General features: G+C 61.9%; 25 protein-coding genes. 8 read left to right on the top strand and 17 right to left on the bottom strand.

The window, feature by feature from the left end; all coding sequences use genetic code 11:
• Positions 1-448 precede the first annotated feature (448 nt).
• Positions 449-2,374 carry a ribonucleoside-diphosphate reductase subunit alpha gene (locus KF827_RS10850; protein ID WP_291004822.1) on the top strand — a complete coding sequence of 642 codons (1,926 nt, stop codon included), beginning with the start codon at positions 449-451 and terminating at the stop codon, positions 2,372-2,374.
• A gap of 16 nt (positions 2,375-2,390) precedes the next feature.
• On the opposite strand, the gene KF827_RS10845 is transcribed toward KF827_RS10850, so the two are convergent.
• The 8 genes from KF827_RS10845 to KF827_RS10810 all read right to left on the bottom strand — a co-directional run bounded on the left by KF827_RS10845 (position 2,391) and on the right by KF827_RS10810 (position 9,838).
• A complete protein-coding gene (locus tag KF827_RS10845; RefSeq protein WP_291004819.1) occupies positions 2,391-2,693 on the bottom strand; it encodes a DUF3325 domain-containing protein in 303 nt (100 codons plus the stop codon).
• Positions 2,690-4,219, bottom strand: a complete 1,530-nt coding sequence (locus KF827_RS10840) for a PepSY-associated TM helix domain-containing protein (RefSeq protein ID WP_291004817.1) — start codon at positions 4,217-4,219, stop codon at positions 2,690-2,692. The genes KF827_RS10845 and KF827_RS10840 overlap by 4 nt, the downstream gene beginning before the upstream one ends.
• Positions 4,216-4,485 carry a hypothetical protein gene (locus tag KF827_RS10835; protein WP_291004815.1) on the bottom strand — a complete coding sequence of 90 codons (270 nt, stop codon included), beginning with the start codon at positions 4,483-4,485 and terminating at the stop codon, positions 4,216-4,218. The genes KF827_RS10840 and KF827_RS10835 overlap by 4 nt, the downstream gene beginning before the upstream one ends.
• Positions 4,479-7,010, bottom strand: coding sequence for a TonB-dependent siderophore receptor (locus KF827_RS10830; protein WP_291004813.1), 2,532 nt, complete (start codon positions 7,008-7,010; stop codon positions 4,479-4,481). The genes KF827_RS10835 and KF827_RS10830 overlap by 7 nt, the downstream gene beginning before the upstream one ends.
• A gap of 140 nt (positions 7,011-7,150) precedes the next feature.
• A complete protein-coding gene (locus tag KF827_RS10825) occupies positions 7,151-8,065 on the bottom strand; it encodes a FecR family protein (RefSeq protein ID WP_291004811.1) in 915 nt (304 codons plus the stop codon).
• A gap of 119 nt (positions 8,066-8,184) precedes the next feature.
• Entirely contained in the window at positions 8,185-8,703 is a 519-nt protein-coding gene (locus KF827_RS10820; protein WP_291004809.1) for an RNA polymerase sigma factor, read from the bottom strand.
• Between the two features lie 118 nt (positions 8,704-8,821).
• Positions 8,822-9,238: a peptide-methionine (R)-S-oxide reductase MsrB gene (msrB, locus tag KF827_RS10815; RefSeq protein ID WP_291004806.1), complete on the bottom strand. Its 417-nt coding sequence runs from the start codon at positions 9,236-9,238 to the stop codon at positions 8,822-8,824.
• Between the two features lie 84 nt (positions 9,239-9,322).
• The gene (locus KF827_RS10810; protein WP_291004803.1) at positions 9,323-9,838 is read right to left on the bottom strand and encodes an SPW repeat protein; all 516 of its coding nucleotides are present in this window, start codon (positions 9,836-9,838) and stop codon (positions 9,323-9,325) included.
• A gap of 412 nt (positions 9,839-10,250) precedes the next feature.
• Here KF827_RS10810 and KF827_RS10805 point away from each other — a divergent pair, with 412 nt between their 5' ends.
• From KF827_RS10805 to KF827_RS10790, 4 genes are all read left to right on the top strand, one after another.
• A complete protein-coding gene (locus KF827_RS10805; protein WP_291004800.1) occupies positions 10,251-10,667 on the top strand; it encodes an Ohr family peroxiredoxin in 417 nt (138 codons plus the stop codon).
• Between the two features lie 65 nt (positions 10,668-10,732).
• Entirely contained in the window at positions 10,733-11,179 is a 447-nt protein-coding gene (locus KF827_RS10800; RefSeq protein WP_291004796.1) for a MarR family transcriptional regulator, read from the top strand.
• 117 nt (positions 11,180-11,296) lie between these two features.
• A complete protein-coding gene (locus KF827_RS10795) occupies positions 11,297-12,256 on the top strand; it encodes a ribonucleotide-diphosphate reductase subunit beta (protein ID WP_291004793.1) in 960 nt (319 codons plus the stop codon).
• A gap of 91 nt (positions 12,257-12,347) precedes the next feature.
• Positions 12,348-12,863: a GNAT family N-acetyltransferase gene (locus tag KF827_RS10790; protein ID WP_291004790.1), complete on the top strand. Its 516-nt coding sequence runs from the start codon at positions 12,348-12,350 to the stop codon at positions 12,861-12,863.
• On the opposite strand, the gene KF827_RS10785 is transcribed toward KF827_RS10790, so the two are convergent.
• The 4 genes from KF827_RS10785 to KF827_RS10770 all read right to left on the bottom strand — a co-directional run bounded on the left by KF827_RS10785 (position 12,860) and on the right by KF827_RS10770 (position 16,200).
• Positions 12,860-13,090, bottom strand: coding sequence for a hypothetical protein (locus tag KF827_RS10785; RefSeq protein WP_291004787.1), 231 nt, complete (start codon positions 13,088-13,090; stop codon positions 12,860-12,862). The genes KF827_RS10790 and KF827_RS10785 overlap by 4 nt on opposite strands.
• Positions 13,091-13,250: 160 nt before the next feature.
• On the bottom strand, positions 13,251-13,466 hold the full coding sequence (locus KF827_RS10780; protein WP_291004784.1) for a hypothetical protein: 216 nt from the start codon (positions 13,464-13,466) through the stop codon (positions 13,251-13,253).
• Between the two features lie 86 nt (positions 13,467-13,552).
• Positions 13,553-14,779, bottom strand: a complete 1,227-nt coding sequence (locus tag KF827_RS10775) for a DUF1501 domain-containing protein (RefSeq protein WP_291004781.1) — start codon at positions 14,777-14,779, stop codon at positions 13,553-13,555.
• A gap of 17 nt (positions 14,780-14,796) precedes the next feature.
• A complete protein-coding gene (locus tag KF827_RS10770; protein ID WP_291004778.1) occupies positions 14,797-16,200 on the bottom strand; it encodes a DUF1800 domain-containing protein in 1,404 nt (467 codons plus the stop codon).
• A gap of 137 nt (positions 16,201-16,337) precedes the next feature.
• On the opposite strand from KF827_RS10770, the gene KF827_RS10765 reads away from it, so the two are divergent.
• Together KF827_RS10765 and KF827_RS10760 are read left to right on the top strand one after the other, a co-directional pair.
• Positions 16,338-17,312 carry a succinylglutamate desuccinylase/aspartoacylase family protein gene (locus tag KF827_RS10765; RefSeq protein WP_291004775.1) on the top strand — a complete coding sequence of 325 codons (975 nt, stop codon included), beginning with the start codon at positions 16,338-16,340 and terminating at the stop codon, positions 17,310-17,312.
• Positions 17,313-17,314: 2 nt separating this feature from the next.
• Positions 17,315-18,406 carry an AbrB family transcriptional regulator gene (locus KF827_RS10760; RefSeq protein ID WP_291004772.1) on the top strand — a complete coding sequence of 364 codons (1,092 nt, stop codon included), beginning with the start codon at positions 17,315-17,317 and terminating at the stop codon, positions 18,404-18,406.
• Here KF827_RS10760 and KF827_RS10755 read toward each other — a convergent pair.
• The gene (locus KF827_RS10755; RefSeq protein WP_291004769.1) at positions 18,387-19,151 is read right to left on the bottom strand and encodes a methyltransferase domain-containing protein; all 765 of its coding nucleotides are present in this window, start codon (positions 19,149-19,151) and stop codon (positions 18,387-18,389) included. The two genes, KF827_RS10760 and KF827_RS10755, sit on opposite strands and share 20 nt — an antisense overlap.
• 36 nt (positions 19,152-19,187) lie before the next feature.
• Between KF827_RS10755 and KF827_RS10750 the strand changes: the two genes are divergently transcribed.
• Positions 19,188-19,700 (top strand): thioesterase family protein, encoded by a 513-nt coding sequence (locus tag KF827_RS10750; protein ID WP_291004766.1) that lies wholly within the window; start codon positions 19,188-19,190, stop codon positions 19,698-19,700.
• Here the strand turns inward: KF827_RS10750 and KF827_RS10745 are convergent.
• From KF827_RS10745 to gltX, 4 genes are read right to left on the bottom strand one after another with little or no spacing between them, the layout of a single operon-like run.
• Positions 19,690-19,977, bottom strand: coding sequence for a cupin domain-containing protein (locus tag KF827_RS10745; RefSeq protein ID WP_291004764.1), 288 nt, complete (start codon positions 19,975-19,977; stop codon positions 19,690-19,692). The genes KF827_RS10750 and KF827_RS10745 overlap by 11 nt on opposite strands.
• On the bottom strand, positions 19,943-20,794 hold the full coding sequence (locus KF827_RS10740) for an RNA methyltransferase (RefSeq protein ID WP_291004761.1): 852 nt from the start codon (positions 20,792-20,794) through the stop codon (positions 19,943-19,945). The genes KF827_RS10745 and KF827_RS10740 overlap by 35 nt, the downstream gene beginning before the upstream one ends.
• 3 nt (positions 20,795-20,797) lie before the next feature.
• On the bottom strand, positions 20,798-22,408 hold the full coding sequence (gene cimA, locus KF827_RS10735) for a citramalate synthase (RefSeq protein WP_291004758.1): 1,611 nt from the start codon (positions 22,406-22,408) through the stop codon (positions 20,798-20,800).
• Positions 22,401-23,735, bottom strand: a complete 1,335-nt coding sequence (gene gltX / locus KF827_RS10730; RefSeq protein WP_291004756.1) for a glutamate--tRNA ligase — start codon at positions 23,733-23,735, stop codon at positions 22,401-22,403. The genes cimA and gltX overlap by 8 nt, the downstream gene beginning before the upstream one ends.
• Positions 23,736-23,811 lie beyond the last annotated feature (76 nt).

The following is a 23,811-nucleotide window of genomic DNA, read 5'->3' as shown; positions in this document are numbered from 1 at the left end:
CCAACGACAAGGGGTCTGAATCGCCCGCCAGGCACCAGCAGGAGTTATCCCCGCTATCCACAGGCAATTTTGTTGCAGTGCAGCAAAATTCAGCGACACGGCGGAAATCCTGAACGCCCACGACCTGACCGACTCGTCAAGGATAATTTTTACAAGGATAAGTCACACATCCTGTTGACGGTCCGTTAAGGATGGCTACCATATCTTGTGTTCGTCGCGGTTCGCCGTTTTCAAGGCGCCGTGATGGTCCAAAACCCCTTGGTTTTAGCGGTTTTTTCCGCGCGAACGGCGGTTTTGGGCTTTGGCAGGGCCGCCTGGCGGCCTGGATCGAGGCGAACGGGGGTTTTCACGGAGCTTTCGTTTTCACGGAGCTTTCGCGGCTCCGGGGGCAAGACGACACAGATATCCAGGCGCGGCCAGACCGCGCCACACCTGAGGGGAACCGATCGTGCTGAACACGCTGCAGACCGAACGTGGCATACGCATCGAAATGGACCGGCAGCGCGATCGGCTGCTGACCGATTTCGGCAAGGCGACTCTGGACGACCGCTACCTGCTGCCCGGCGAATCCTATCAGGATCTGTTCGCCCGCGTGGCCAGCCATTACGCCGACGACACGGCGCATGGCCAGCGCATGTACGACTACATCTCCAAGCTCTGGTTCATGCCGGCCACGCCCGTGCTGTCCAATGGCGGCACCAGCCGCGGCCTGCCGATCTCTTGCTTCCTGAACGAAGCCACCGACAGCCTGGATGGCATCGTCGGCCTGTGGAACGAGAATGTCTGGCTGGCGGCTCGCGGCGGCGGCATCGGCAGCTATTGGGGCAACCTGCGTTCGATCGGCGAGAAGGTCGGGCAGAACGGCAAAACCTCGGGCATCATCCCCTTCATCCGCGTGATGGACAGCCTCACCCTCGCCATCAGCCAGGGTTCGCTGCGCCGCGGTTCGGCCGCCTGCTACCTGCCGGTGGACCATCCGGAAGTGGAAGAGTTCATCGAGATCCGTCGTCCCACCGGCGGCGATCCGAACCGCAAGGCGCTGAACCTGCATAACGGCCTGCTGATCTCGGACGCCTTCATGCGCGCCGTGGAAAGCGATTCCGAATGGGAATTGCGCAGCCCGCATGACCAGACCGTGCAGAAAACCATCTCGGCCCGTGCGCTGTGGGTGCGTATCCTCACCGCCCGCATCGAGACCGGCGAACCCTACATCGTCTATATCGATCATGTGAATCGCGCTCTGCCCGAACATCACAAGCTGGCCGGCCTGCGGGTGAAAACCTCCAACCTGTGCAGCGAGATCACCCTGCCCACCGGCATCGACCAGCATGGCAAGCAGCGCACCGCGGTTTGCTGCCTGTCGTCGCTGAACCTGGAATATTTCCACGACTGGAAGGACGATCCGCGTTTCATCGAGGATTGCATGCGCTTCCTCGACAACGTGCTGCAGGATTTCATCGACAAGGCGCCCGACAGCATGGCCAAGGCGCGCTATGCCGCCCAGCGCGAGCGTTCGGTGGGCCTGGGCGTGATGGGCTTCCATTCCTTCCTGCAGGCCAATGGCGTGCCGTGGGAAGGCGTGATGGCCAAGGTGTGGAACCGCACCATCTTCAAGCATATCAAGGAAGGCGTGGACGCCGCCTCGCGCAGCCTGGCGGAAGAACGCGGCCCCTGCGAGGATGCCGCCGAATACGGCGTGATGGAGCGTTTCTCGCACAAGATCGCCATTGCCCCCACCGCTTCGATCTCGATCATCGCCGGCGGCGCCAGCCCGGGCATCGAGCCGAACGTGGCCAATGCCTTCACGCACAAGACGCTGTCGGGTTCGTTCAGCGTGCGCAGCCCGCATCTGGAAAAGGTGCTGGAAACCTATGGCAAGAACGACGAGGAGACCTGGTCCTCCATCACCGTCAACGACGGCTCGGTGCAGCATCTGGATTTCCTCAGCGACGACGAGAAGGCCGTTTATAAGACCGCCTTCGAACTCGATCAGCGCTGGCTGATCGAACTCGCCGCCGACCGCACGCCCTATATCTGCCAGGCGCAGAGCCTGAACATCTTCCTGCAGGCCAATGTGCATAAGCGCGATCTGCACCAGATTCACTTCCAGGCCTGGAAGAAGGGCGTGAAGAGCCTGTATTACTGCCGCTCGCTCTCCATCCAGCGCGCCGAGAAGGTGTCGATCTCCAATAACGGCGCACCGCAGGCGGTTTCCGCCGCAGCAGCCGTGTCGATCCCGCTGGTCGGCAAGGTGAACGAGCATGAGCGGCCGCAAGGCGAGCCGGTGGAAGCCGAATTGCCGCTGGAAATGGCCACCGCAGGGGGCGGCCCGCGCGAGGCGATCAGCTACGACGAATGCCTCGCCTGCCAGTAAGGCACGGCAGCATCAATCAGCGCGGCCCGGAGGAAACTCCGGGCCGTTTGCTTTTATAGGCAGCCCAATAAGGCAGCAGAAAAATCAGCGCCAGCCCAGCCGCGGTCGCAACGCAGAACCAGGCCGCGCTGCCGATACGCCAACCCCAGGCCAGGCCGCAAAACAGGTAAGACAGGCCAAGGCATACCCAGCCCAAAAAACGCACCCATGATCCTTTGGCCGTATCCCGGCCCAGCATCTGCCGTGCATGGCGCGGCATAGCCAAAGCAAGCGCGATCCAGCCGACCAGCAGCATCAGCAAGGCCAGCCCGATCATCATGCCGCCGCCATTCTCGCCGCTGTCCTCACCCGCTGCCGCCAGGCCAGCCAGGCCAGCAGCAGACCGGTCGCCAATGCCATCAGGTCGAAACCCGCCAGCGCCCAATCGCCGCGTGGCAGGCTTGCGGCCAGTCCGCGCGATGTGGTGAGCATATTCAGCACAGGCAGCGCGACAAACAGCAGCGCAGCTAAACTCAATTGCTCGCGCCAGGCCGCCTGCCGTGGCCGCAATGCCGGATGCAGCGCTGCCAGCCCCCAGGCCGTGAAAAAGGCGATTGCCTCGCGCCATTCGCGCTGCGGCAGCTCCAGCGGCAGCAGCCGGTTGGCCCAGAAGAATACCGCCGTGGCGATCATCAAACCGGCAATGGTGCCGATATTCAGCACATCGACCAGCCGATGGCCGAAATGCAGCCGGGCTGCCTTCTGCCGGCGCTTCACCGCCCAGAGCAGCAAGCCGGTGGCCGCCATCGCCGTGCAGGCCAGGCCGGAGACGAAGAACAGCCAGCGCAATGGCCAATCTGCAAAGCGCGCCAGATGCAGGCCATACATGGCACGCTCGCTGGCGCTGATCCACGATATATCCGCATCGTCGCCCAGCCGCCTGCCCTGACGATCGAACACCACCCGGTCGCGGTGATGCGAGACATGCCAGCTATCATCGGCGATCATCTCGATGCGCATATTTGCATCCTGCGGCAGGCGGATATCGATGCGCCCAACGCGCTTGCCCTGCCAGCCATGCTCGGCCTCCGCGACCAGCGCACCGAAATCGGGCAGCGCGGCTAAAGCCCCCGAAGCCTTCGGCATCGACACGCCGGGCAAAACGGCCTCCTGCACGAAGGCCGCCGCATTGCCACGATAGGCAAGCTCCACGCCCCAGGGCAGATACAGGGTCATCAGCGTTATCAGGCCGGTATAGGCGATCATCAGATGAAACGGCAAAGCCAGCACGGCTGTGGCATTATGGGCATCCAGCCAGGAGCGCTGGCCCTTGCCGGGGCGGAAGGTGAAAAAATCGGCGAAAATGCGCTTATGTACGATCACGCCGGTAACGATGGCCACCAGCATCGCCATGGTGGCGATCCCCACCAGCAACCGCCCCAATCGCCAGGGCATATGCAGATCGAAATGGAAGTAATAGAAAAAATCCCCGCCGCGCGTGCGCCGCGCCTCGATCGGCTTGCCGCTCTGTGCGTCGAGATTTTCGCGCTGAAAACGCGGCAACACGCTGCGGCCATCGCGCCAGACCCAGATTTCTGTCAATGGCCGGCGTTCGTTAGGCAACTCGATCAGCCAGCGATTGGCCTGTCCGCCCATTTCGTTCAGGCGCTGCGTCGCATCGGCGACCAACTGGGCGCTGGATGGCAGTTCCATGCGCTGCGGCACTTCGGGCTGCATCCAGAGCGTAATCTCCTCGCGGAAATAGCTCATTGTGCCAGTGAGAAACACCGCATAGAGCAGCCAGCCGAAAATCAATCCCGGCCAGATATGCAGGTCGGTCATGCGCTGGCGGAAACCGGCCTTCATGGCAGGAACCTGAAGATCGGCAGGCAAAGCAGCAAAGCCGCCAGCAGCAATCCAGCCAACATGCGGCGCAGCGAAACCACCGCGAAACACCAGATCACCACGCCCACGCCGATGGCGAAGGCGAAAACCAGCCCGATCATCGTACCCTCTGCACGCGCGCCCAAGCCGAGTTGCGGCCACGCCAAGGCCAGCGCCATACTCCAGGCGCTGGCCAGGCCATAACAGCCGATAACGGCGGCAAGAATGCGTGCGACCAGACTTACCACTTGTATTTCAGCGAGGCATAGACGCGGCGCCCATCGCCATAGAAGCAGCGCACCGCCGCCGAACAGGCAGAGACATATTCCTTGTCCAGCAGATTGCTGCCGGTCAAGGCTGCGCTCCAGCCCGCATATTGCACTCCGAGATTGGCGAGGTCGTAGCGGATCGCCGCATCGAACAGCGTGAAGGCGGGCACCTTGAAGCTGTTGGCATCATCACCATAGGTTTCGCCTACATAGCGCAAACCGGCGCCCAGCCCCAGCCCACGCCATTCACCTTGCTTGAAGGTGTAATCCAACCAGGCCGAAGCGGAATTTTGCGGCACGCGGGTGGGCGTCTTGCCCTGGCGCTGCACCGCCACGCCATTGATGGTGTTGACCGTGCCATTGAAGCTTGTCACTTCGGCATCGAGATACGTGTACGACAACGTACCGCTAAGGCCTTCGCTTAAAGCCGCCTTGGCCTCCAGTTCCAAACCACGCGAAGAAATTTCGCCGGTCTGCACCACGAAGCCGGTATTCACCAGATCATTCGTGGTGACATTCTGCCGCGTGAGATCGAACACCGAAGCGGTGATGAAGCTGTTATAGCCCGGCGGCTGGTATTTCACGCCCATTTCGTATTGCACGCCTTCGCTGGGCTTGGCCGGAATATTGCCCACCAGCAACGAACCCACGCTGGGATCGAAGGATTCGGTATAGCTCACATAGGGTGAGAAACCGGCATCGAAGCGATACATCAGTGCGGCGCGCTTGGTCAGCGCATCGTCGCTCTGCTTGGTGCGGCCATAAGTAAACATGTTGCGGGTGCCGGTCTGCGCCCAATCCTGCCGCAGGCCCAGCACCAGAATCCACTGATCCCATTTGATCTGATCCTGCAGATACAAACCGTATTGATTGGTCTCGGTCTTGTTCTTCTGATAGGCGGTGGGCGTGAAGGTTTGATAATAGACCGGATTGAAGATATCGATGGTGGCGGCTGTATTCTGCAGGATACGATCGGTATCCGAGCGCGTATATTGCAAATCCACACCGCCCAGCAGCGTATGCTTCACCGGGCCGGTATTGAAATCCGCCTGCAACTGGTTGTCGATGGTGGTGTCGCGCGAATGCTCCAGCATGCCGAATGCTTGGCGGTTGGCAGTGCGGCCATTGGCATTCATGGTGCTGATATACACGCTGGCATAATCCAGCTGGTTATACATATGCCGGAAATTCTGTCGTGCCGTGAAGGTATCGCTCAGCACCTGCTCGAAAGCATAGCCGAAGGCGATATTGGTACGATCCCAACGCATGAAATTCGGATCGCCGGCGAAAAAGTCGCGCGACACCTTGCCATTGGCATTGGGCAGGATGGTACCCGCCGCCGGCAGCCAGTTGAGCGCCGAACCGTCGAAATTATCGCGCTGATAACGGGTGAGAATGGTCAGCGTGGTGTCGGCATGGGGCGACCAGGTGAGCGATGGCGCCAGGCTGATGCGCGCCCGGTCGCTGAATGCGGTCTGCCCTTCGGTATCGAAAGCCAGCACGCCCAGGCGATAGGTAAGGCTGCCGGTCTCGTTCAGCTTGTCGCCGAAATCGACGCTGCCCTGCTTGCGATTGTTGCTGCCGGTCTGTACTTCCGCTTCGCCGGCAGCCTGTGCGGCTTGGCCCGGCGCCTGCGGCCGCTTGCTGACCATATTGACCAGGCCGCCCGGCGTGGACTGGCCATAAAGCACCGAGGCCGGCCCTTTGATCACTTCCACGCGCTCGAAAGCGAAGGGATCGATGCCCGACACCACATAGCCGGCGCCGCGCAAACGCATGCCATCGATATATTCGTTGAAGGATGGGCCCGATGTGCCATCGCCGCCGAAACCGCGGATCGATGAACTATCGCCGCCATAACCGCTGGAAGATCCCATGATGCCGGCACGCACGCCGGCGGTATAGCCCAGTGCCTCGGCGATATTGGTGACATTGCGCGCCTGCATCTCCTCGCGCGTCACCACCGAGATGGATTGTGGCGTTTCCGCCAGCGGTGTGTCTGTCTTCATGCCGCTGGCGCTGCGCTTGGCCACGAAACTGCCAGCCGGGCTCCATGCGGTGGCTTCCATGCCACCCTCCGCCCCGACCTGCCCCTGCACCGTCACCGGATCCAGCACTGCGGCGCCGCTCGCCTCAGGCACCGGTACCAGCGTCACGGTATTGGCATTGGTGAAACGGAAAGTAAGACCCGAGCCCACCAGCATGCGGCGCAAGGCCTCTTCCGCCGAAAGCCGGCCGCTCACACCCTGGCTGCGCTTGTCGCGCGCGATGGCAGCGTCGAAAAAGAACTGAATGCCGGTGGCATCGGTAAAACGCACCAACGCCGAAACCAACGATTGAGCGGGAATGGCGAAATCCTTGGCGCTGCTTTGTCCTGCCTGGGCAACCTGCTGATGCGCATCATGCTGGGCCTGGGCCCGGGCCCGGGCCTGGGCCTGGGCTTGGGCTTGCCCCGCCATCAAGACCAAACCAGCCGAGCCCGCCAGCAGGCCAGCCAACACCATTCCCGCATTCCTGTACCACGCCATAATCCACATTCCCCATATGTCGTTTTAGGCGCGAAAAATGCGCCGTCATCTATTCAAGACGACCAACAAGGAAACGAGAATTAGTCGCAACTAGAAAAAAGTCAGCCAGGCCGCTTTCAGGCCCGCCGGACAATGATCAGCCGGTTGGTAATTGCGGTCAGCCTCAACTTTAGGATGCCGGCAATGCTGCGCAGCGCGTCGTCGGCCTTATCGACATGGAATATCCCGGTCACAGGCAAGGCCGCGAGATCGCGGTCGGCTATCACGATATGGCCCGGGCGGTAACGCTGCAGATCGAACAGGGCTTCCGCCAGCGGGGTTTCCTGGAAAAACAGCCGGCCCTGCCGCCAGGCCTGGGATGCCAGCAGATCCACCTGCTGCACCACGCCCGCCAGGCCATCGGCATAGCGCAATTGCTGGCCCTGCTGCAGGCGGATTTCGCGGCCATGCGGCAGGCTCACCGCCACACCATGCTCAGCCACCGTTACGATGGCCACGGCCTGATTGCGCTTGACATTGAAGGCCGTGCCAAGGGCGCAGATATCGCCCTCGGCTGCGTTCACCACAAATGGCCTTGCGGCATCCGGCTGCACGGTGAAAAACGCCTCGCCGCCATGCAACTCCACCCGCCGCCGCCTGGCATCGAATTTCAGCGACACAGCGGTATCGCCGCCCATCTCCAACCGCGAACCATCTGGCAGCGTGACCTGACGTCGTTCGCCTACCGCTGTGCGGTGATCGGCAGACGGAAAATATCGGCTGATGGCATAGCCGCCGCCGCCGGCCAGAATCCCCAGGCCGGCAACACGGCGCAACCAGGCGCGGCGATCAATGCCGGCGGCGGCGATCTGCCCGCGCCGCTGCAAATCCGGCAAGGCGCGATCGAAGCGATGCCACAGCCGCTGCACACGCTGCCAAGCTTCGTCATGCAGCGGATCGGCTTGCAGCCACTCGGCAAAGGCCGCGTGATCCTCCGGCCGCATTGCATCGGGTTCGCGCAACAGCACGAACCAGCGACGCGCCGCTTCCATCGCCAAATCTTCCTCCCGCCCCGTCATCACTCAACCATTGTTTTGGTATGATGGCTGCGGCGATGTGCGTATATTTCCGCAGCCTTTGTAGATTAAGACGATCCAGCGCGGCCCCAGCATTAGCTTTTTCCGCCTTCATGCAGATAGCGCTCCAGCAAAGCCAGCGCGCTGGTCATATGCACCATCACGGTGTTGCGTGCGATACCAAGCTGTTGCGCGATGTCGAGATAGCTCATGTCTTGCAGCTTGGCGAGCAAGAACACCTCGCGGGTGCGCGGCGGCAAACGATCCACCGCCGCCAGCAAGCGGCGCAGTTCGCTGCGATGCAACGCCTCGGTTTCCGGCGATGGCCGCGGATCGGCCACTGATTCGCTGTAATCCTCCGCCCCGCTCAATTCCACGCCATAGCGGCGATGCCGGATGTGATCTATCGCCAGATTGGAAGCGATGCGGAACAGATAGCTTTTCGGGTTGCGGATCGATTCAACGCCCTCGGCCGTGGCTACGCGCAGCCAGACTTCCTGGGTCAGGTCTTCCGCCAGCGCCGCATTATCGCCCAGTCGCCGCGCCAGGAATCGCTGCAAACTGGCTTTCTGCTCGGCAAACACGGCCAGCATACGGCTGCGCATATTCGACATCGGAGCGGCTCAATCCCTCAAACCGGCTGCAGATAGCCGGGCGCGAAACCAGCCGCATACTTATATTATTGATAATTATTTGCAAGTAATTGATCTGCAACAGCGCAAGAACTGACGGCTATTCCGCCGGCACGAATTTCAGCGCCACGCCATTCATGCAATAGCGATCCCCGGTGGGTTGCGGGCCATCGGGAAACACATGGCCAAGATGGCCGCCGCAGGTGGCGCAATGCACTTCGATGCGGCGCATGAAATGGCTGTTGTCTTCAGACATCTTCACCGCGCCATCCAGCGCCTGATAGAAGCTGGGCCATCCGCAGCCGCTATCGAACTTGGTGTCGGAAGCAAAAAGCTGGGCGCCGCAGCCGGCGCAAAGGAAACGCCCCTTGCGCTTTTCGTTGTTGAGCGGGCTGGTATAAGGCCGCTCCGTGGCGGCATGGCGCAGCACCTGGTAGGCCGCAGAATCCAGCCGTTGGCGCCATTCGGCATCCTCAAGCTGGATGGGAAACCGCTGCTGGTCGTTCTGCTGCGTCATGCCGATCTCCTTCATACGCGCGCCTCAACACCACAATACACAAAGCGGTCGAAACCGGCCTGGGCGCGCGACAGCCAAAACTGGTCAGGGCGCCTCGCGCAGGCCTCGCAGGATGGCGGAAATCGCCAGCACAGCCAAGCCCAGGCCCATCAAGCTATGGCCCCAACTGGGCAAAGGAAAGTAGCCATAGCCCAGCAGCCAGGGCGACAGGCAGAGCCAGAAGGCCAGGCCAAGATTGATCCAGGCCTCCCAGCGATCCAGCAAGGTGAGGCTGAGCGCCGCCAGCGCCGAAACCAGCAGGCCGACGATCAGGGCATTCATCGTTGGGCCGGCCAGCGCGGAGAGCCCCAGCAGCCAGGGCGAAGCCGCGATGCCCAGGCCCAATGCCAGCGCTGCCCAATCCTGCCACAGCCGGCGCTCGGCATCGCTGGGCTCATAGGCCTGGTACATGCCGCGCAACGGCTGCCCACGCGACGGCTCATTCTGCCGTGGCTGTTCATGCTGCCATGGCTGCTCATGCTGATTACGCGCCTGATGCGGATTCCGTTGCTGCGGAATCCGGCCAGCATAAGAATGAAAATTGTTCGGTAAGGCCGACATGACACACCTCCGGTCGTCTCGTTCACACTCCGAGAGTGGAAGGCACTGCCCCAGCCAATGTTTACGCCTGCTCGCGGATGAGCGTATTTCACCCGCCCGATATGGCTGGCTTGCGGCGTGTATAAGGAAAAATTGCGGCAGCTAAATCGCTGCAATGATTGGCTATTTTAACGATTTCCGCCGTTTTCGGGTTTGGCCGGAAGGAATCGTCAGTTTTCCACCGCAATGTCCGGCGTAGAGCCAGAAAAGTTGATCCCCGCACTCCGTTGGCAGGAAATTTCTTACTGAGAATCGAGAAATTTGCTGTAGCGGAGAAAAATGGACCGTCGCTGCATTTTTTATATTGTATAAAATTAAATTGTGCACTATATAAACTTCCGTAGCAAGCAAACACCTCCTGAGGAGATTTCCCATGACCCCGCTTTACACCACCACTGCCACTGCCACCGGCGGTCGTTCCGGCCGCGTAACTTCGGCCGATGGCATCATCGACCTGGTGTTGGCCATGCCCAAGGAACTGGGCGGCCCCGGCAATGCCGCCAACCCCGAAACCTTTTTCGCCTCAGGCTATGCCGCCTGCTTCCAGGGCGCGCTGGGTCTGGTGGCGCGGAACCAGAAGATCACTCTGCCCGCCGGCAACACCGTCACGGTCACCATCGGTATCGGCAAGGATGAAACCTCGTTCGGCCTGAATGCCAAGATCGTGGTGCATCTGCCGGGCCTGGATCAGGCCACCGCCACCGCACTGGCCAATGCGGCGCATCAGGTTTGCCCGTATTCCAAGGCCACCCGCGGCAATATCGAATCCGTGGTAGAAGCCACGGTCTGATACACTTTATCAAATGTCCCTGGCGCCGGGTTGCCTCAACCCGGCGTCACAAACCCTGAAATGCCATGACCGCCGATAACCGCCTGCTGCTCGACGCCCAGCTTTGTTTCGCGCTCTATGCCGCCTCCAATGCCATGACGCGGCTTTACCGCGATCGGCTGGAGCCGCTGGGCCTCACCTATCCGCAATATCTGGTGCTGCTGGTGCTGTGGGAGCATGACGATCTCACCGTGTCGCAACTGGGCGAGCGGCTATATCTCGATTCCGGTACCCTCACGCCGCTGCTCAAGCGCATGGAAGCCGCTGGCCATATCAGCCGCCGGCGCGACCCCGCCGACGAACGTCAGGTGCGTATCGGCCTCACCCCCGCCGGCCAGGCGCTGAAAGCCAGCGTGGCCGAAATGCATGCCGGCCTGGCCTGCCTGTTGCCGCTGGAACCCGACCATTTAGCCCGCCTGCGCACGGAGTTGCGCGATTTCGCGGCTTCGCTAAACGACCGGACGGCGGAATAATCCACAGCCTTACCCCCAATATTTGGACAAGCCCCTCTTGAGGGGCCACTAGATATTGCGTAGTCTCGGGCCAATCAGACTCACACCCGAAGCGCTTTTCCTTGGGGGATATCCGTTATGTCGCTGCTGGATTCCAAGCCGGTCTACAAGCCGTTCAAATATCCCTGGGCCTACGAAGCCTGGATGACACAGCAGCGCGTGCATTGGCTGCCCGAGGAAGTGCCGCTGGCCGACGACGTGAAGGATTGGCAGAAGAAACTGACGCCGGGCGAGAAGAACCTGCTGACGCAGATTTTCCGCTTCTTCACCCAGGCCGATGTGGAAGTGAACAACTGCTATATGAAGCATTACGCCCAGGTGTTCAAACCCACCGAAGTGCAGATGATGCTGTCGGCCTTTTCCAATATCGAGACGGTGCATATCGCCGCCTATTCGCACTTGCTCGATACCATCGGCATGCCCGAAGAAGAATATTCCGCCTTCCTCCGCTACAAGGAGATGAAGGATAAATACGATTACATGCAGCAATTCGGTGTCAGCACCAAGACCGACATCGCCAAGACCCTGGCGGTGTTCGGTGCCTTCACCGAAGGCCTACAGCTGTTTGCCTCGTTCGCCATCCTGATGAACTTCCCGCGCTGGAACAAAATGAAGGGCATGGGCCAGATCGTCAGTTGGAGCGTGCGCGACGAAAGCCTGCACACCAACTCCATCATCAAGCTGTTCCACACCTTCCTGGAAGAAAACCCGGAAGTGTGGACCGAAGACTTCCAGCGCGATCTCTATGTCGCCTGCTCCACCATCGTGGAGCATGAAGATGCCTTCATCGACCTGGCCTTCGAGATCGAGGGCGTGCAGGGCCTCACCGCACAGGAAGTGAAGGACTATATCCGCTGGACCGCCGACCGCCGCCTGCTGCAGCTTGGCCTGCAGCCGATGTACCGCGTGGAAAAGAACCCGCTGCCCTGGCTGGATGCGATCCTGAACGGCGTGGAACACACCAACTTCTTCGAAAACCGCGCCACTGAATATTCCAAGGCCTCCACCCAGGGCTCGTGGGAAGAAGCTTTCGCCTGACAGCGAAATGTGGAAGAAGCTTTCGCCTAACGGCGAAATGTGAAAGAGGCTTCGCCTGAGCCCGACCGACATTCCGCCCGCGCCCTATCGTTTGCGGGCGGCGCGGCTGGATGAAGCCGCAAGACTATCCGCCATCGAAGCCGCCGCCGCCGCGCGTTTCCGCGAACAGGGTCTGGCCTGGATTGCCGAAGGCCCACCGGTTGCGCCGCAAGCCTATGCCATCCTGATCGAGGCTGGCCGCGTTTGCGTGGCTGCGGATGCAGACGATATGCCGGTTGGCTTTGCTGCCTGGTATCCGCTGGATGGCTGCCTGTATCTCGCCGAGATGGATGTGCTGCCTCAGCATGCCGGGCACAGACTGGGCGCCGCGCTGATCGGTGAATTGGTGCGTATCGCGCAAGCGGCGCATATGCCGGCGCTGCTGCTTACCACCTTCCGCAATGTACCCTGGAATGCACCCTATTATGCGCGGTTGGGTTTCCGCATACTCGATGCCAATGGGATCACTTCGGAGCTTGCCGCCGAAATCCAGCGCCAGACCGCAGCCGGTCTGCCGCCGCAAAGCCGCGTGGCGATGCGGCTGGATCTGAATGAACCCCTGGCCTAGGCCAGGATATTCACCGCCATGCGCTGCTGATCCAACTCGGTGCGCAAGGTGATGCCGGCTGCGGCCTGTTGCTGCTGGGCCTGCGCCAGCAATTGCGCCGCGGCTGCCAGGGCATCCGCATCCGTACCGCCTTCCGCCACCAGCTTGATCGCGCCGGTAAAGCGCGCATCGGCCTGGCGCAAAGCCGCCAGGCTGGTGCCGAAGCCATCTGTAATGCCGCCAATCATCGCCGGTTTCTCCGTGCTGAATACTGGCATTTTAACACTTTTCGGCCGCTTGCAAACCGCCTGAATCCGCCCGTCCGGACAGGCCTCTCGAGGCCGTTCATGGTATGTGTTTCACGTGAAACAGATTATGGAAAATATCCAGGTCATATTTTTCAATGTCTTAGGGACGCATGAAGGTGAAATCCTGCTCCTCGATATTGTCCATGGCGAAGGCCAGCTCGGAGCGGATGTCATCCACGCTGCGGCTGGTCTTGAGCAGCCGCACGGCTTCGGCGATCAGGTTAGTGGCCAATGTGTCGGCCGGGATGGAATGCCTGCTTGCCTCGGCAAGGGCTGCTTCCACATGGCGGTTGGCGATCTGGTAAGGCGATGTCATGGCCGGGCTTCCTTCCTGCTGCATGGAAAGCCTAGCCGCCCCCAAACGCGACTGCATTGAGCAGGATCAAGCCGGCATGACAGGCATCAAGCCTTGGGCATTGCGCCCCGGAAGAGATCGGCGGCCGCCAGGCCGACATCGTCGGGAAAGATACGCGCCAATGCCGCGCGGGCATCGATACCCAGATGCTGGGCCGCCACCGCCTTGTAAAGCGCCGCCATGTTGATGCTGGGCTGCAGGTCGCGGCCCTCAAACAGCTTGCCCTGCTTCAGGCCCGGCCAATCGGCCAGCACGCGACCGCCGCGCACTGCACCACCCAGCAGGAAGGCGGCACCACCCGTGCCATGATCGGTGCCGTTGGATCCATTGGGTGCCACCGTGCGGCCGAATTCGCTCACCGCCAGCACCGCGCTTTGCCGCCAGACCGGCGCCAACCCTTCGCGCAACGCCACCAGCGCACCGGCCAGCGCCTTGAATTGCTGATTCAGCCGCCCGGTCTGTCCGCTATGGGTATCGAAGCCATTGAGTTCGATGGCGGCAATGCGCGGACCATCGGGCTTGGCCAATTGCGCAGCGGCAATCCTGGCCAGTTCGATCACGGCCATGGTGCCGCCATTGGCGCGCTGCTGGCCGTTGGGCAGCATGCCGGGGCGATCTTCCATCGCCATCGCGGCCTGCAACGCCGGAGCCAATTGCGGATCGCCGCCCCACAAAGTGGCGATGCGATCGGTGAAGGCATCGGGAATAGCCGGCAAGCCATCGGGCAGCACCGAACCCACCGCTTGCGGCCCGCGCAAGGCCAGCGGGATGGTGGGACCGATGGCAAGGCCCAGTCGCGCGCGGTTCTTATGCTCTGCGGCACCGCGCGCCGATGACGCGCCCTCATATTCGGCGAGCAAACGGTTGAGCCAGCCCGTGCTGCTGGAATTGGGCTTGCTCAGCCCGGCTTCCAGTACATCCTGCGCCTCGAAATGCGAACGACCGCGATGGCTGCTGGCCACTGCATGGATCGGCAGCAGATCGCCGGTTTCGTAATAGGCTTTCAGCGGCGCCAATTCGGCATGCAGCGCAAAAAATCCATCCAGCGCCACGGCCGCATCGGCCTGCACCAGATCGGCGCGCTGCTTCAAAAGATCGGGGTCGCCCAGCGGCATCAGTGCCGCCAATCCATCCATGGCGCCGCGCAGAATGAAAAACACGAAACGCTGTTCGGTGGGCGCATGGGCCAGCGCAATGCCGGGCAACAGCGACATCGCCGCACCAGAGCCCAATAGCCCCAACGCATGGCGGCGATTCATGCGAGGATATTTCATATCCGCGTCTCCCATGTTCATCGCCATTGGAATTCCGGCGCGGCGAAAATCGTGGCCAGCGCCACCTGACGGCTTTCCGCACGCTGCACGGCATGACGGGTTTCCGGCGAAACGCCCTCGCCCACCGCGATCTGCAACAATGCATCGGGCTGCAACGGCCCGGGCTTCACGCGTTGCGAAATCAGGAACGACAATTCGATACGCTGGCGCAAGGCATCGGGTGCAAGCCAATCGCCGCTACGATCGGGCCAGCCGGCCGGAGATGGCGGCTGAAACGTGGTTTGGCCGAATTGCCGCAGCAGACCGCCGAAACGCTGGCCATTCATATCGGGATTACCCAGCCGCGCCGCCGCCAGCATGAAATCGCGCGGCGTGCGCAATTTGCGATATTCGGGTTTCCAGGCTTCGGGCCGTTCGATCAGCGCGATTGCCAGCTTGCGCAAATCACCGCCGCTGTCTTTGAAGCTTTTGGCCAGAGCGGCCACCGCCGCCTTGGGCGGATCGTCGGCAATGAAATGCCGCGCCAGTTTTTCCGCCACATGTTGCGCGGTGGATGGATGCACAGCCAGCATCTGCAATGCAGCCTCGCCCTGATCCTCCCCCTGTTGCGGAAATTCCCAACCCAGCAGAATCTGCATGCCGGGCTCGTGCCATTGCGGGCGGTAGCCAGCCTTGCCCAACGCGAAACCATCATTGGGATTGCGGGTTACGGTCCAGCCCGTAAGAATCTTGGCCAGCGCAATCACATCATTCTGGTCATAACCGCCGGTGCGACTGACCGTGTGCAATTCAAGAATCTCGCGGGCATGGTTTTCATTCAGGCCGACATTGCGCCGCCCGCCGGCACGCGAGCCGGGGCCGATGGACGAGGCATTATCGAGATAGATCAGCATGGCCGGATGCCAGGTGGCGGCCAGCAGCATATCGGCAAAGCGGCCGAAGGCATGCGGGCGGATCGCCTCGCGCTCATAGGCGCCGGCCATGGCGAACACGATCTGATCGCGTCCGCTGACGCAGAAATGATTGGCCCAGAACTGCACCCAGCGCTCCACGAAAGGCGTGTCGGTCTGCATCTGCGCCACGAACAGCGCTGCCACTTCGCTCTGGATGGATTTCTGCAGAACCTGGCGCGCGGCCTTCTCGGCTTCGGCCTGGTCTTCCTTGCGGGCCAGCCGATAGGCATAAAAATCCGCCGCCTGCTTTTCCGCGCCGGGCAGGTCGCGCAGCGCAGGCGGCAGGGGCGCTGCCGGGCCGGGCGGCACTTGGCGCAGCAGCCAGCCGCGCGGGTCGGCGGCAATCATCCCGGCCTCTGCCGGCGTGGCACCGAATCCGAAGCGGTTGGCGGCGATGATTGCCTGATTGTTGAGGGCCTGACCGGCTAAAGCATTCTGACTGGGTAAAGCATTCTGACTGGGGAGCATGCTGTCCTCAGGACTGGCCGGGCGCCGGGCCAGAAACACGGCATCGCACCAAGATGCAGCATCGAACCAAGACTTCGGGCTGCCCATCGGTTATAGTCTCTGCAAAATCGCCCTGCCATCGTCACTTTGTATAATCGATGACCACACCCTCGCATCTCCTGCCGCCTGACCCATTGCTGCCGATCCCGATCGACCAATACCGTGACGGAAATACCGGCATTGCCTTCGCGCATCGGTTGAAATCTGACAAACCTGGACCAAAGGTGCTGATCACGGCCTTGATCCATGGCAACGAGGTGTGCGGCGCTCATGCGCTCGATCTGCTGCTGACTTCGGGTTTCAAGCCGTTGGTCGGCGAACTCACCCTGGTCTTCTGCAATGTGGCGGCCTATTTCCGGTTCGACCCGCTGCAGCCCACCGCCTCACGCTGTGTGGACGAGGATATGAACCGGGTTTGGGCCGATGATGTGCTGGCCTCGCAGCGCAGTTCGGTGGATCTGGAGCGCGCGCGCGAAATCCTGCCGCTGGTGCGGGAGGCGGATTTCCTCCTCGACATCCATTCGATGCAAACCGAATCCCCCGCCCTGGTGCTGTCTGGCCCGCATGCCAAGGGCCGCAGGCTGGCAGCGCAAGTAGGTGTGCCGCCCTTCGTGGTGGCAGACAAGGGCCACAAGGCCGGTCTGCGCATGCGCGACCATGGCGGCTTCGGCGATGCGGATGCGCCGCAGAATTCGCTGCTGGTGGAATGCGGCCAGCATTGGCAAAAGCCCAGCCGCGCCGTGGCCATCGAAACCATGCTGCGTTTTTTGATCGCGGTGGGCCAGGCCGGGCCGGATATCCTGGCCAGGCATGGCATCAGTGCAGCGCCGCCACAGGCGCAGACCTTCGTGGAGGTGACCGACGCCGTCACCATCGAGAGCGAGGATTTCCGTTTCCGCAAGGAATATCGCGGGCTGGAGATCATTGCCGAGGCAGGCACCGTGCTGGCCGATGATGGCGCCAAGCCGGTGCGCACGCCCTACGACAATTGCGTGCTGATCATGCCGACCAAGCGGCTGAAACCGGGCCAGACCGCCGTGCGGTTGGGCCGCATCCTGGGGCCGGCGCGATAGCCGTGCAGCGCAACAGCATCTATACCTGGGATGGCCTGGGCCGCGGCCTGCTGCGCAGCGTTCCCGCGTTGCTCTGCGGCGCGGTGGGGGGCGCGATCTTTTTGTGGCTGCGCATGCCGCTGGCCTGGATGCTGGGCTCGATGTTCGTGGTGGGTGCCTATGCCCTGCTGGCGCGCTCGCATTGGCCGAAACCGAAAGTAGACCTGCGCCTGCGCGCCTTGATGATCGTTGTGCTGGGGGTGATGCTGGGCAGCGCCTTCACGCCGGACATGCTGAACCGTTGGAGCGAATGGCTGGGCTTGATGGCCCTGATGCTGGCCTATGTGCCGCTGGCCACCGCCTGCTGCTATTGGATTTTCCGCAAGCTGGGCAACTTCGACCCCGCCACAGCCTATTTCGCCGCCACCCCGGGCGGCCTGCAGGAAATGACCATGGTGGGTGAATCCATGGGCGGCAATCCCAGCCAGATCATCCTGTCGCATACCGTGCGGGTGTTCATGGTGGTGATGACGATTCCGTTTTATTTCCGCCTGATCGAGGGCATGGACGTACCCCCGATGCCGCCGGGCGGCAGCTTTCGCAGCATGGCGCCCGAAGATGCCGCTTTGCTGGCGGCAAGCGGCCTGATCGGCTGGATATTGGCGCGGCGTCTGCGCATGCCGGCGGCGCAGTTGGTAGGCCCCATGCTGTGTTCGGCCATCCTGCATCTGACCGGGCTTTCCACCGCCAAGCCGCCCACGGAAGCAGTGGCCGTGGCGCAGGTGGTGGTGGGGGCTTCGCTGGGCTGTCGTTTCGCCGGAATCCCGCTGCGCACTCTGGCCAATGTGGCGCGGCTGGCTGCCGGTTCCACCGTGATCATGCTGGGCCTGACTTTGGCCCTGGTTTTTCTGTTTGCCGCACCTTTGGGGCTCAGCCGCGAAAGCCTCACCCTAGTGCTGGCGCCTGGCGGCCTGGCCGAGATGAGCCTGGTGGCGCTGGCCCTGCATGTGGAGGTGGCGCTGGTTTCCTCGATGCATGTATTCCGCATCGTGGTGGTGGTGATCCTGGCGCCGTTTTTCTTCCGGCTGCTGAAGCTCAGATCTGCGCCAGAATGAATAGCCGCTTGAAGGGAAACAGCGTGCGGCCATCCTGTTCCCGCGGATAGGCCTTGGCCACGCGGGCGCGATAATCGGCCTCGAAGGCCGCACGTTCCTCGCCTTCCAACCGATCGAGAAACTGCTTCAGCCAGGTGCCCTTGGTGAATTCGGCGACCGGATTCTCGCCGCTCAACACCTGGATGTAATCGGTCTCCCACAGGCTCAATGCGGAAACGCGATCCTGCAGCAGGCGCCAATAATCCGCTGGCGGCCAGACCGGGCGACGACGCAGATGCGGTAGCAGTTTGTCGCGCCAAGGCCCCTGCTCTACGGTCTCGACCGAACATGTATGCGATGGGGCATCGAAATTACGCGGCATCTGGATAGCCAGCCAGCCGCCGGGCTTTACATGGCGCAACAATCCCGGCAGCAGAATTTCATGATTGGTCAGCCATTGCAGCGTGGCATTGGAAAACAACACATCCACCGGCGCATCCGGCTGCCATTCGGCAACATCGGCCTGCACGAAATCGACGCCTGGATGATCGGACCGCGCCTTGGCCAGCATTTCAGGCGAGGAATCGACGCCGAGCAGCTTGGCATGCGGCCAACGCGCCCGCAGCATCGGCGAAAGATTGCCAGCGCCGCAGCCGAAATCCACCACGGTTTCCGGCGCCTGGGCCGGAATGCGGCCGAGCAAATCCAGCGCCGGCTGCAAGCGCTCATTGGCGAATTTCAGGTATTGCGTGGGATCCCATGCCATGGGATGAAGCATAAAACGTCTTGAGGAAATGCGACAATGAATTTTCCGCAACAGGATTTCGATTTCTCTCAACCCATGCTGCTGGAAGGCATGCGGGTGCTGCCCGAGCATATCGATGCCAACGGGCATATGAATGTGGGCTATTACAACGTGATCTTCGATCTGGCGCTGGACAAGTTCTTCGTCCCCTTCGATCTGGATTGGAGTTATGTGCAACGCACGAATCTTTCCACCTTCGTGCTTGAAACCCATGTCTGCTATCTGCAGGAGGTTGTGCAAAACGACCCGCTGCGCTTCACCTTCCAGTTATTGGATTACGATGCCAAGCGCCTGCATTACTTCATGGGCATGTATCACGCCGAGAAGAATTATCTCGCCGCCACATCGGAACAGGCGCTGCTGCATGTGAGCCTGGAAACCCGGCGCGCCTCGCCCTTCCTTGAGGAGCATCAGGTGTTGTTCGCGCGCATGCTGGCAGGGCATGGCAAGCTACCGCGCCCGGAACAGGCCGGGCGCAGCATCGGGCTGGCTAAAAAACCTAAAGCTTGATCTCTACTTCCACGAAAGCCATGGGCGCATCGCCGGCGTTGATCACATCATGCGCCACGCCCTTGGGCCGCGAATAGCTGCCGCCCGCCGGCATTTCGGCGAAGCTTTCGCTGCCATCCTTGGCGATCAACTTCAGCTTCGCATCGGTGAGATACGTCACCACATAGGGATAGCCATGCACATGAAAACCGGTGGCGGCGCCGGGCGCGAAATCCCAGCGCGTGATACGCACCCGTTCGTCGTCAACCTGCTGGGTTGGAACCGCCTGTATCGTCATCTGCCCGCTCCGCTTGCTGACGCCGCTTGGAATAGGGTGCGCGCAAAGGCCGGCCAATCGCCAGCGCCTTGATCATGCCGCGCAGGGTGCGCACTTCCTGCGCCGAAAGCGGGATACGCTGCAGCATGGCGCGCAGATTACGCAGAACGCTTTCCCGCTTAGGTTCGATATTGTGGAAGAAACCGGCGGCTTCCAGCTCGCTGGCGAATTGCCCATGCAGGCCCTCGATATCCTGCTGGCTGGCCCATTCGGCTTCCAGCGCCGGCAATTCGGTGCCGACTTCGGCGGTGAACCATTCATAGCCGATCAGCAAAACCGCCTGGGCCAGATTGAGCGAGGAGAAACCCGGATTGAGCGGCACGCTGATCGCAATATCGGCCAACGCCACTTCATCATTCTCCAGCCCTGTGCGCTCGGGACCGAACAGGATGCTGACGCGCTTTCCGGCGGCGATGTCTTCATGCATGGCGGCGGCGGCCTGGCGCGGCGTGAGCACCGGCTTCAGCATATCGCGCGCCCTGGCCGTGGTGGCATAAACACGGTGCATGTCCGCCACCGCTTCCTGGGTGGTTGCAAACACGCTGGCGGCATCCAGCACCGGATCGGCCTTGCTGGCCAGCACATAGGCGGATGGATTGGGCCAGCCATCGCGCGGCGCCACAAGCCGCATTTCGGTAAGGCCGCAATTCAGCATGGCGCGCGCGGCGGCGCCGATATTTTCGCCCAGTTGCGGCCGCACCAGCACCACGGCCGGCCCGCGCCGCAACGGACCGGGCGGAGCCAGCTTGCCAAGCTTGGGGCGAAAGGTGCCGGCCATCGCTTAATTGGCGGAAGGCGGCGCGCCGTCGCGGCGCAGCTTCCAGTCGATGCTATCCATCAGCGCCACGAAAGCGGCATCCACGATGTTGGGCGACACCCCCACCGTGGTCCAACGATTGCCCTGGCCATCGGCGCTTTCGATCATCACCCGCGTGGTGGCATCGGTGCCGCCATTGAGGATACGCACCTTGAAATCCACCAGGCGCAGATCGTCGAGATATTTTTGATACTGACCGAGATCCTTGCGCAACGCATGATCCAGTGCATTCACCGGGCCATTGCCTTCGGCCACCGAAAACAGCGTAACGCCATCCACCCGCACCTTCACGGTGGCTTCCGACACCGTGACCAATTCGCCGCGCGCATTGAAGCGGCGCTCCACCATCACGCGAAAGCTTTTCACATCGAAATATTTCGGCTGCTGCCCCAGCGTGCGGCGCGCCAGCACCTCGAAGGAGGCTTCCGCGCCATCATAGGAATAGCCCTCGGATTCACGCTGCTTCACATCATCGAGAAGTGTGTTGAGGCGCGGATCGGCTGCATCGAATTCAATGCCGGCTTCCTGCAGGCGCACCAACAGGTTGGAACGGCCGGCCTGATCGGAAATCAGGATGTGGCGCTTGTTGCCCACGCTTTCCGGCGGCACATGTTCGTAGGTGCGCGGATCCTTCATCACCGCCGAAACATGCAGCCCGCCCTTATGGGCGAAGGCTGAAGCCCCCACATAAGCGGCGTGGCGATTGGGGGCGCGGTTGAGCAATTCGTCCAGCACCCGCGAGGTGGCGGTGAGATGGCGCAGATCCTGCTCGCTCAAACCGATATCCACATGCTCGGCGAACCAGGGCTTGAGCATCAGCGAGGGGATCAGCGCGATCAGATTGGCATTGCCGCAGCGTTCGCCAAGGCCATTCAGCGTACCCTGCACCTGGCGCACGCCGGCCTTGACGGCGGCGAGCGTGTTGGCCACCGCGTTTTCCGTATCGTTATGGGTATGCACGCCCAGCCTGTCGCCGCTGCCCAGCTTGGCCACCACTTCGCCGACGATGCGCTCCACTTCATGGGGCATGGTGCCGCCATTGGTGTCGCACAACACAGCCCAGCGCGCGCCGGCATCCAACGCGGCCTTCAGGCAATCCAGCGCAAAGCCGGGATTGGCCTTGTAGCCATCGAAGAAATGCTCGGCATCGAACATCGCCTCGCCGAAACGGGCATGGGATGCCGCGATACTGTCGGCGATCAGCTCGATATTCTCGGCAAGCGGAATGCCCAGCGCCACATCCACCTGGAAATCCCAAGTCTTGCCCACCAGGCAGGCGGCATCGGCCTTGGCATTGAAAATCGCAGCCAGGCCCGGATCGTTGGCGGCCGAACGGCCGGGCCGCTTGGTCATGCCGAAAGCCACGCGCTTGGCGCGCTTGAGCGGCAGGCTTTCCGCGAAGAATTCGCTGTCGGTGGGGTTGGCGCCCGGCCAGCCGCCTTCGATATAAGCCACGCCAAGACGATCCAGCGCGCGGGCGATATTGCGCTTGTCTTCCACCGAGAAATCGACGCCCTGGGTCTGCGCGCCATCGCGCAAAGTGGTGTCGAACAGATAGACCCGATCCTTAGCCACGCTCACCTCCCCGCAGCCGCGCCACCGCCCGGTCATGACCGATCAGCGGCAGCAACGCCTGCATTTCCGGCCCCTTGTCGCGCCCGGTCAGGGCCAGACGCAGGGGATGGAACAAAGCCTTGCCCTTGGCACCTGTAGCGGCCGATACCGCCTGCGTCAGCGCCTTCCAGGTCGCGCCATCCCAAGGCTCGGGCGGCAAAGCGGCAATCGCTGCCTGGGTCACCTTGGGGTCTTCGATCACCGGCACGATGGGGCCATGCACCACCTGCCACCAATCCTGCGCTTCGGCCAGCGTGGCGATATTGCCGCGAATGGCCAGCCAGAAGCTTTCGCCGGCACCAGGCGGCAAACGATCGACCACGGCCGGATAGGGCAGGATATGCAGCAACCGCGCATTCAGCAGTTCCAACTCCTGCATGTCGAAATGCGCCGGCGCACGGCCGAAACGCTCCAGATTGAATTCCGCCGCCAGTTCCGACAGCAGCGCACGCGGCTCCACCGGGTCGGCCGAGCCCAGCCGCGCCAGCAGGCAGCAGATACTGAGCGGTTCCAACCCCGCCTCGCGCATGTCGCCCAATCCCAGCGAACCGATGCGCTTGGACAGACCGGCACCATCGGCGCCCACCAGCAGCGAAAAATGCGCGAATGCAGGCGGCGCATGGCCCAGGGCTTCGAACAACTGAATCTGCGCCGCCGTGTTGGTGATGTGATCCTCGCCGCGAATGATATGGGTGATTGCCAGATCGCCATCATCCACCACCGAGGTGAGGGTATAGAGCGGCCGGCCATCGCCACGCAGCATCACCGGATCCGACAGCGAAGCCGTGTCGATCTCGATGCGGCCATGGATCAGATCGTCCCAGCCTGTCGGGCGATGCTCCAGCTTGAAACGCCAATGCGGCTTCCCGCCCTTGGCGATAAGAGCTTCGATCTCGGCCTGGCTGAGTTTCAAGGCGGCGCGGTCGTATACCGGCGGCAGACGGCGCGAAAGCTGCACCTTGCGCTTCAGTTCCAATTCCTCGGCGGTCTCGAAACAGGGATACAGCCTGCCATTGGCCTTCAGCTTGGCAATGGCTGCATCATATTGCGCCATGCGATCCGACTGCCGCGCGAAACGATCCCAGGCGAGGCCGAGCCAAGCCAGATCGGCCTCGATGCCGCGGGCGAATTCCTCGGTGGAGCGTTCGGTATCGGTATCATCCAGCCGCAGCAGAAAATCGCCGCCATGCTTGCGCGCGAATAGCCAGTTCAGCACTGCCGCGCGCGCATTGCCGATATGCAGCCGCCCGGTGGGGCTGGGCGCGAAACGGACTTTCACCTGCGTCATGGCCACACTGCTCACGGTCTGTCACGGAAGGCATTGGTGATGGGATAGCGGCGGTCGCGGCCGAAATTGCGTGCGG

The sequence above is a fragment of the Ferrovibrio sp. genome (assembly GCF_019636075.1).
Lineage (GTDB): Bacteria > Pseudomonadota > Alphaproteobacteria > Ferrovibrionales > Ferrovibrionaceae > Ferrovibrio.
Note: the sequence above shows the minus strand (reverse complement) of the source record. Positions and strands in the feature narration are given on the sequence as shown.

Coding starts and splice junctions, on each gene's coding strand:
- KF827_RS10845 (WP_291004819.1), bottom strand. CDS start 2,693: ATGATGATCGGGCTGGCCTTGCTGATGCTGCTGGTCGGCTGGATCGCG.
- KF827_RS10840 (WP_291004817.1), bottom strand. CDS start 4,219: ATGAAGGCCGGTTTCCGCCAGCGCATGACCGACCTGCATATCTGGCCG.
- KF827_RS10830 (WP_291004813.1), bottom strand. CDS start 7,010: ATGGTGTTGGCTGGCCTGCTGGCGGGCTCGGCTGGTTTGGTCTTGATG.
- KF827_RS10825 (WP_291004811.1), bottom strand. CDS start 8,065: ATGGAAGCGGCGCGTCGCTGGTTCGTGCTGTTGCGCGAACCCGATGCA.
- KF827_RS10820 (WP_291004809.1), bottom strand. CDS start 8,703: ATGTCGAATATGCGCAGCCGTATGCTGGCCGTGTTTGCCGAGCAGAAA.
- msrB (WP_291004806.1), bottom strand. CDS start 9,238: ATGACGCAGCAGAACGACCAGCAGCGGTTTCCCATCCAGCTTGAGGAT.
- KF827_RS10810 (WP_291004803.1), bottom strand. CDS start 9,838: ATGTCGGCCTTACCGAACAATTTTCATTCTTATGCTGGCCGGATTCCG.
- KF827_RS10805 (WP_291004800.1), top strand. CDS start 10,251: ATGACCCCGCTTTACACCACCACTGCCACTGCCACCGGCGGTCGTTCC.
- KF827_RS10800 (WP_291004796.1), top strand. CDS start 10,733: ATGACCGCCGATAACCGCCTGCTGCTCGACGCCCAGCTTTGTTTCGCG.
- KF827_RS10795 (WP_291004793.1), top strand. CDS start 11,297: ATGTCGCTGCTGGATTCCAAGCCGGTCTACAAGCCGTTCAAATATCCC.
- KF827_RS10785 (WP_291004787.1), bottom strand. CDS start 13,090: ATGATTGGCGGCATTACAGATGGCTTCGGCACCAGCCTGGCGGCTTTG.
- KF827_RS10780 (WP_291004784.1), bottom strand. CDS start 13,466: ATGACATCGCCTTACCAGATCGCCAACCGCCATGTGGAAGCAGCCCTT.
- KF827_RS10775 (WP_291004781.1), bottom strand. CDS start 14,779: ATGAAATATCCTCGCATGAATCGCCGCCATGCGTTGGGGCTATTGGGC.
- KF827_RS10770 (WP_291004778.1), bottom strand. CDS start 16,200: ATGCTCCCCAGTCAGAATGCTTTACCCAGTCAGAATGCTTTAGCCGGT.
- KF827_RS10765 (WP_291004775.1), top strand. CDS start 16,338: ATGACCACACCCTCGCATCTCCTGCCGCCTGACCCATTGCTGCCGATC.
- KF827_RS10755 (WP_291004769.1), bottom strand. CDS start 19,151: ATGGCATGGGATCCCACGCAATACCTGAAATTCGCCAATGAGCGCTTG.
- KF827_RS10750 (WP_291004766.1), top strand. CDS start 19,188: ATGAATTTTCCGCAACAGGATTTCGATTTCTCTCAACCCATGCTGCTG.
- KF827_RS10745 (WP_291004764.1), bottom strand. CDS start 19,977: ATGACGATACAGGCGGTTCCAACCCAGCAGGTTGACGACGAACGGGTG.
- KF827_RS10740 (WP_291004761.1), bottom strand. CDS start 20,794: ATGGCCGGCACCTTTCGCCCCAAGCTTGGCAAGCTGGCTCCGCCCGGT.
- gltX (WP_291004756.1), bottom strand. CDS start 23,735: ATGACGCAGGTGAAAGTCCGTTTCGCGCCCAGCCCCACCGGGCGGCTG.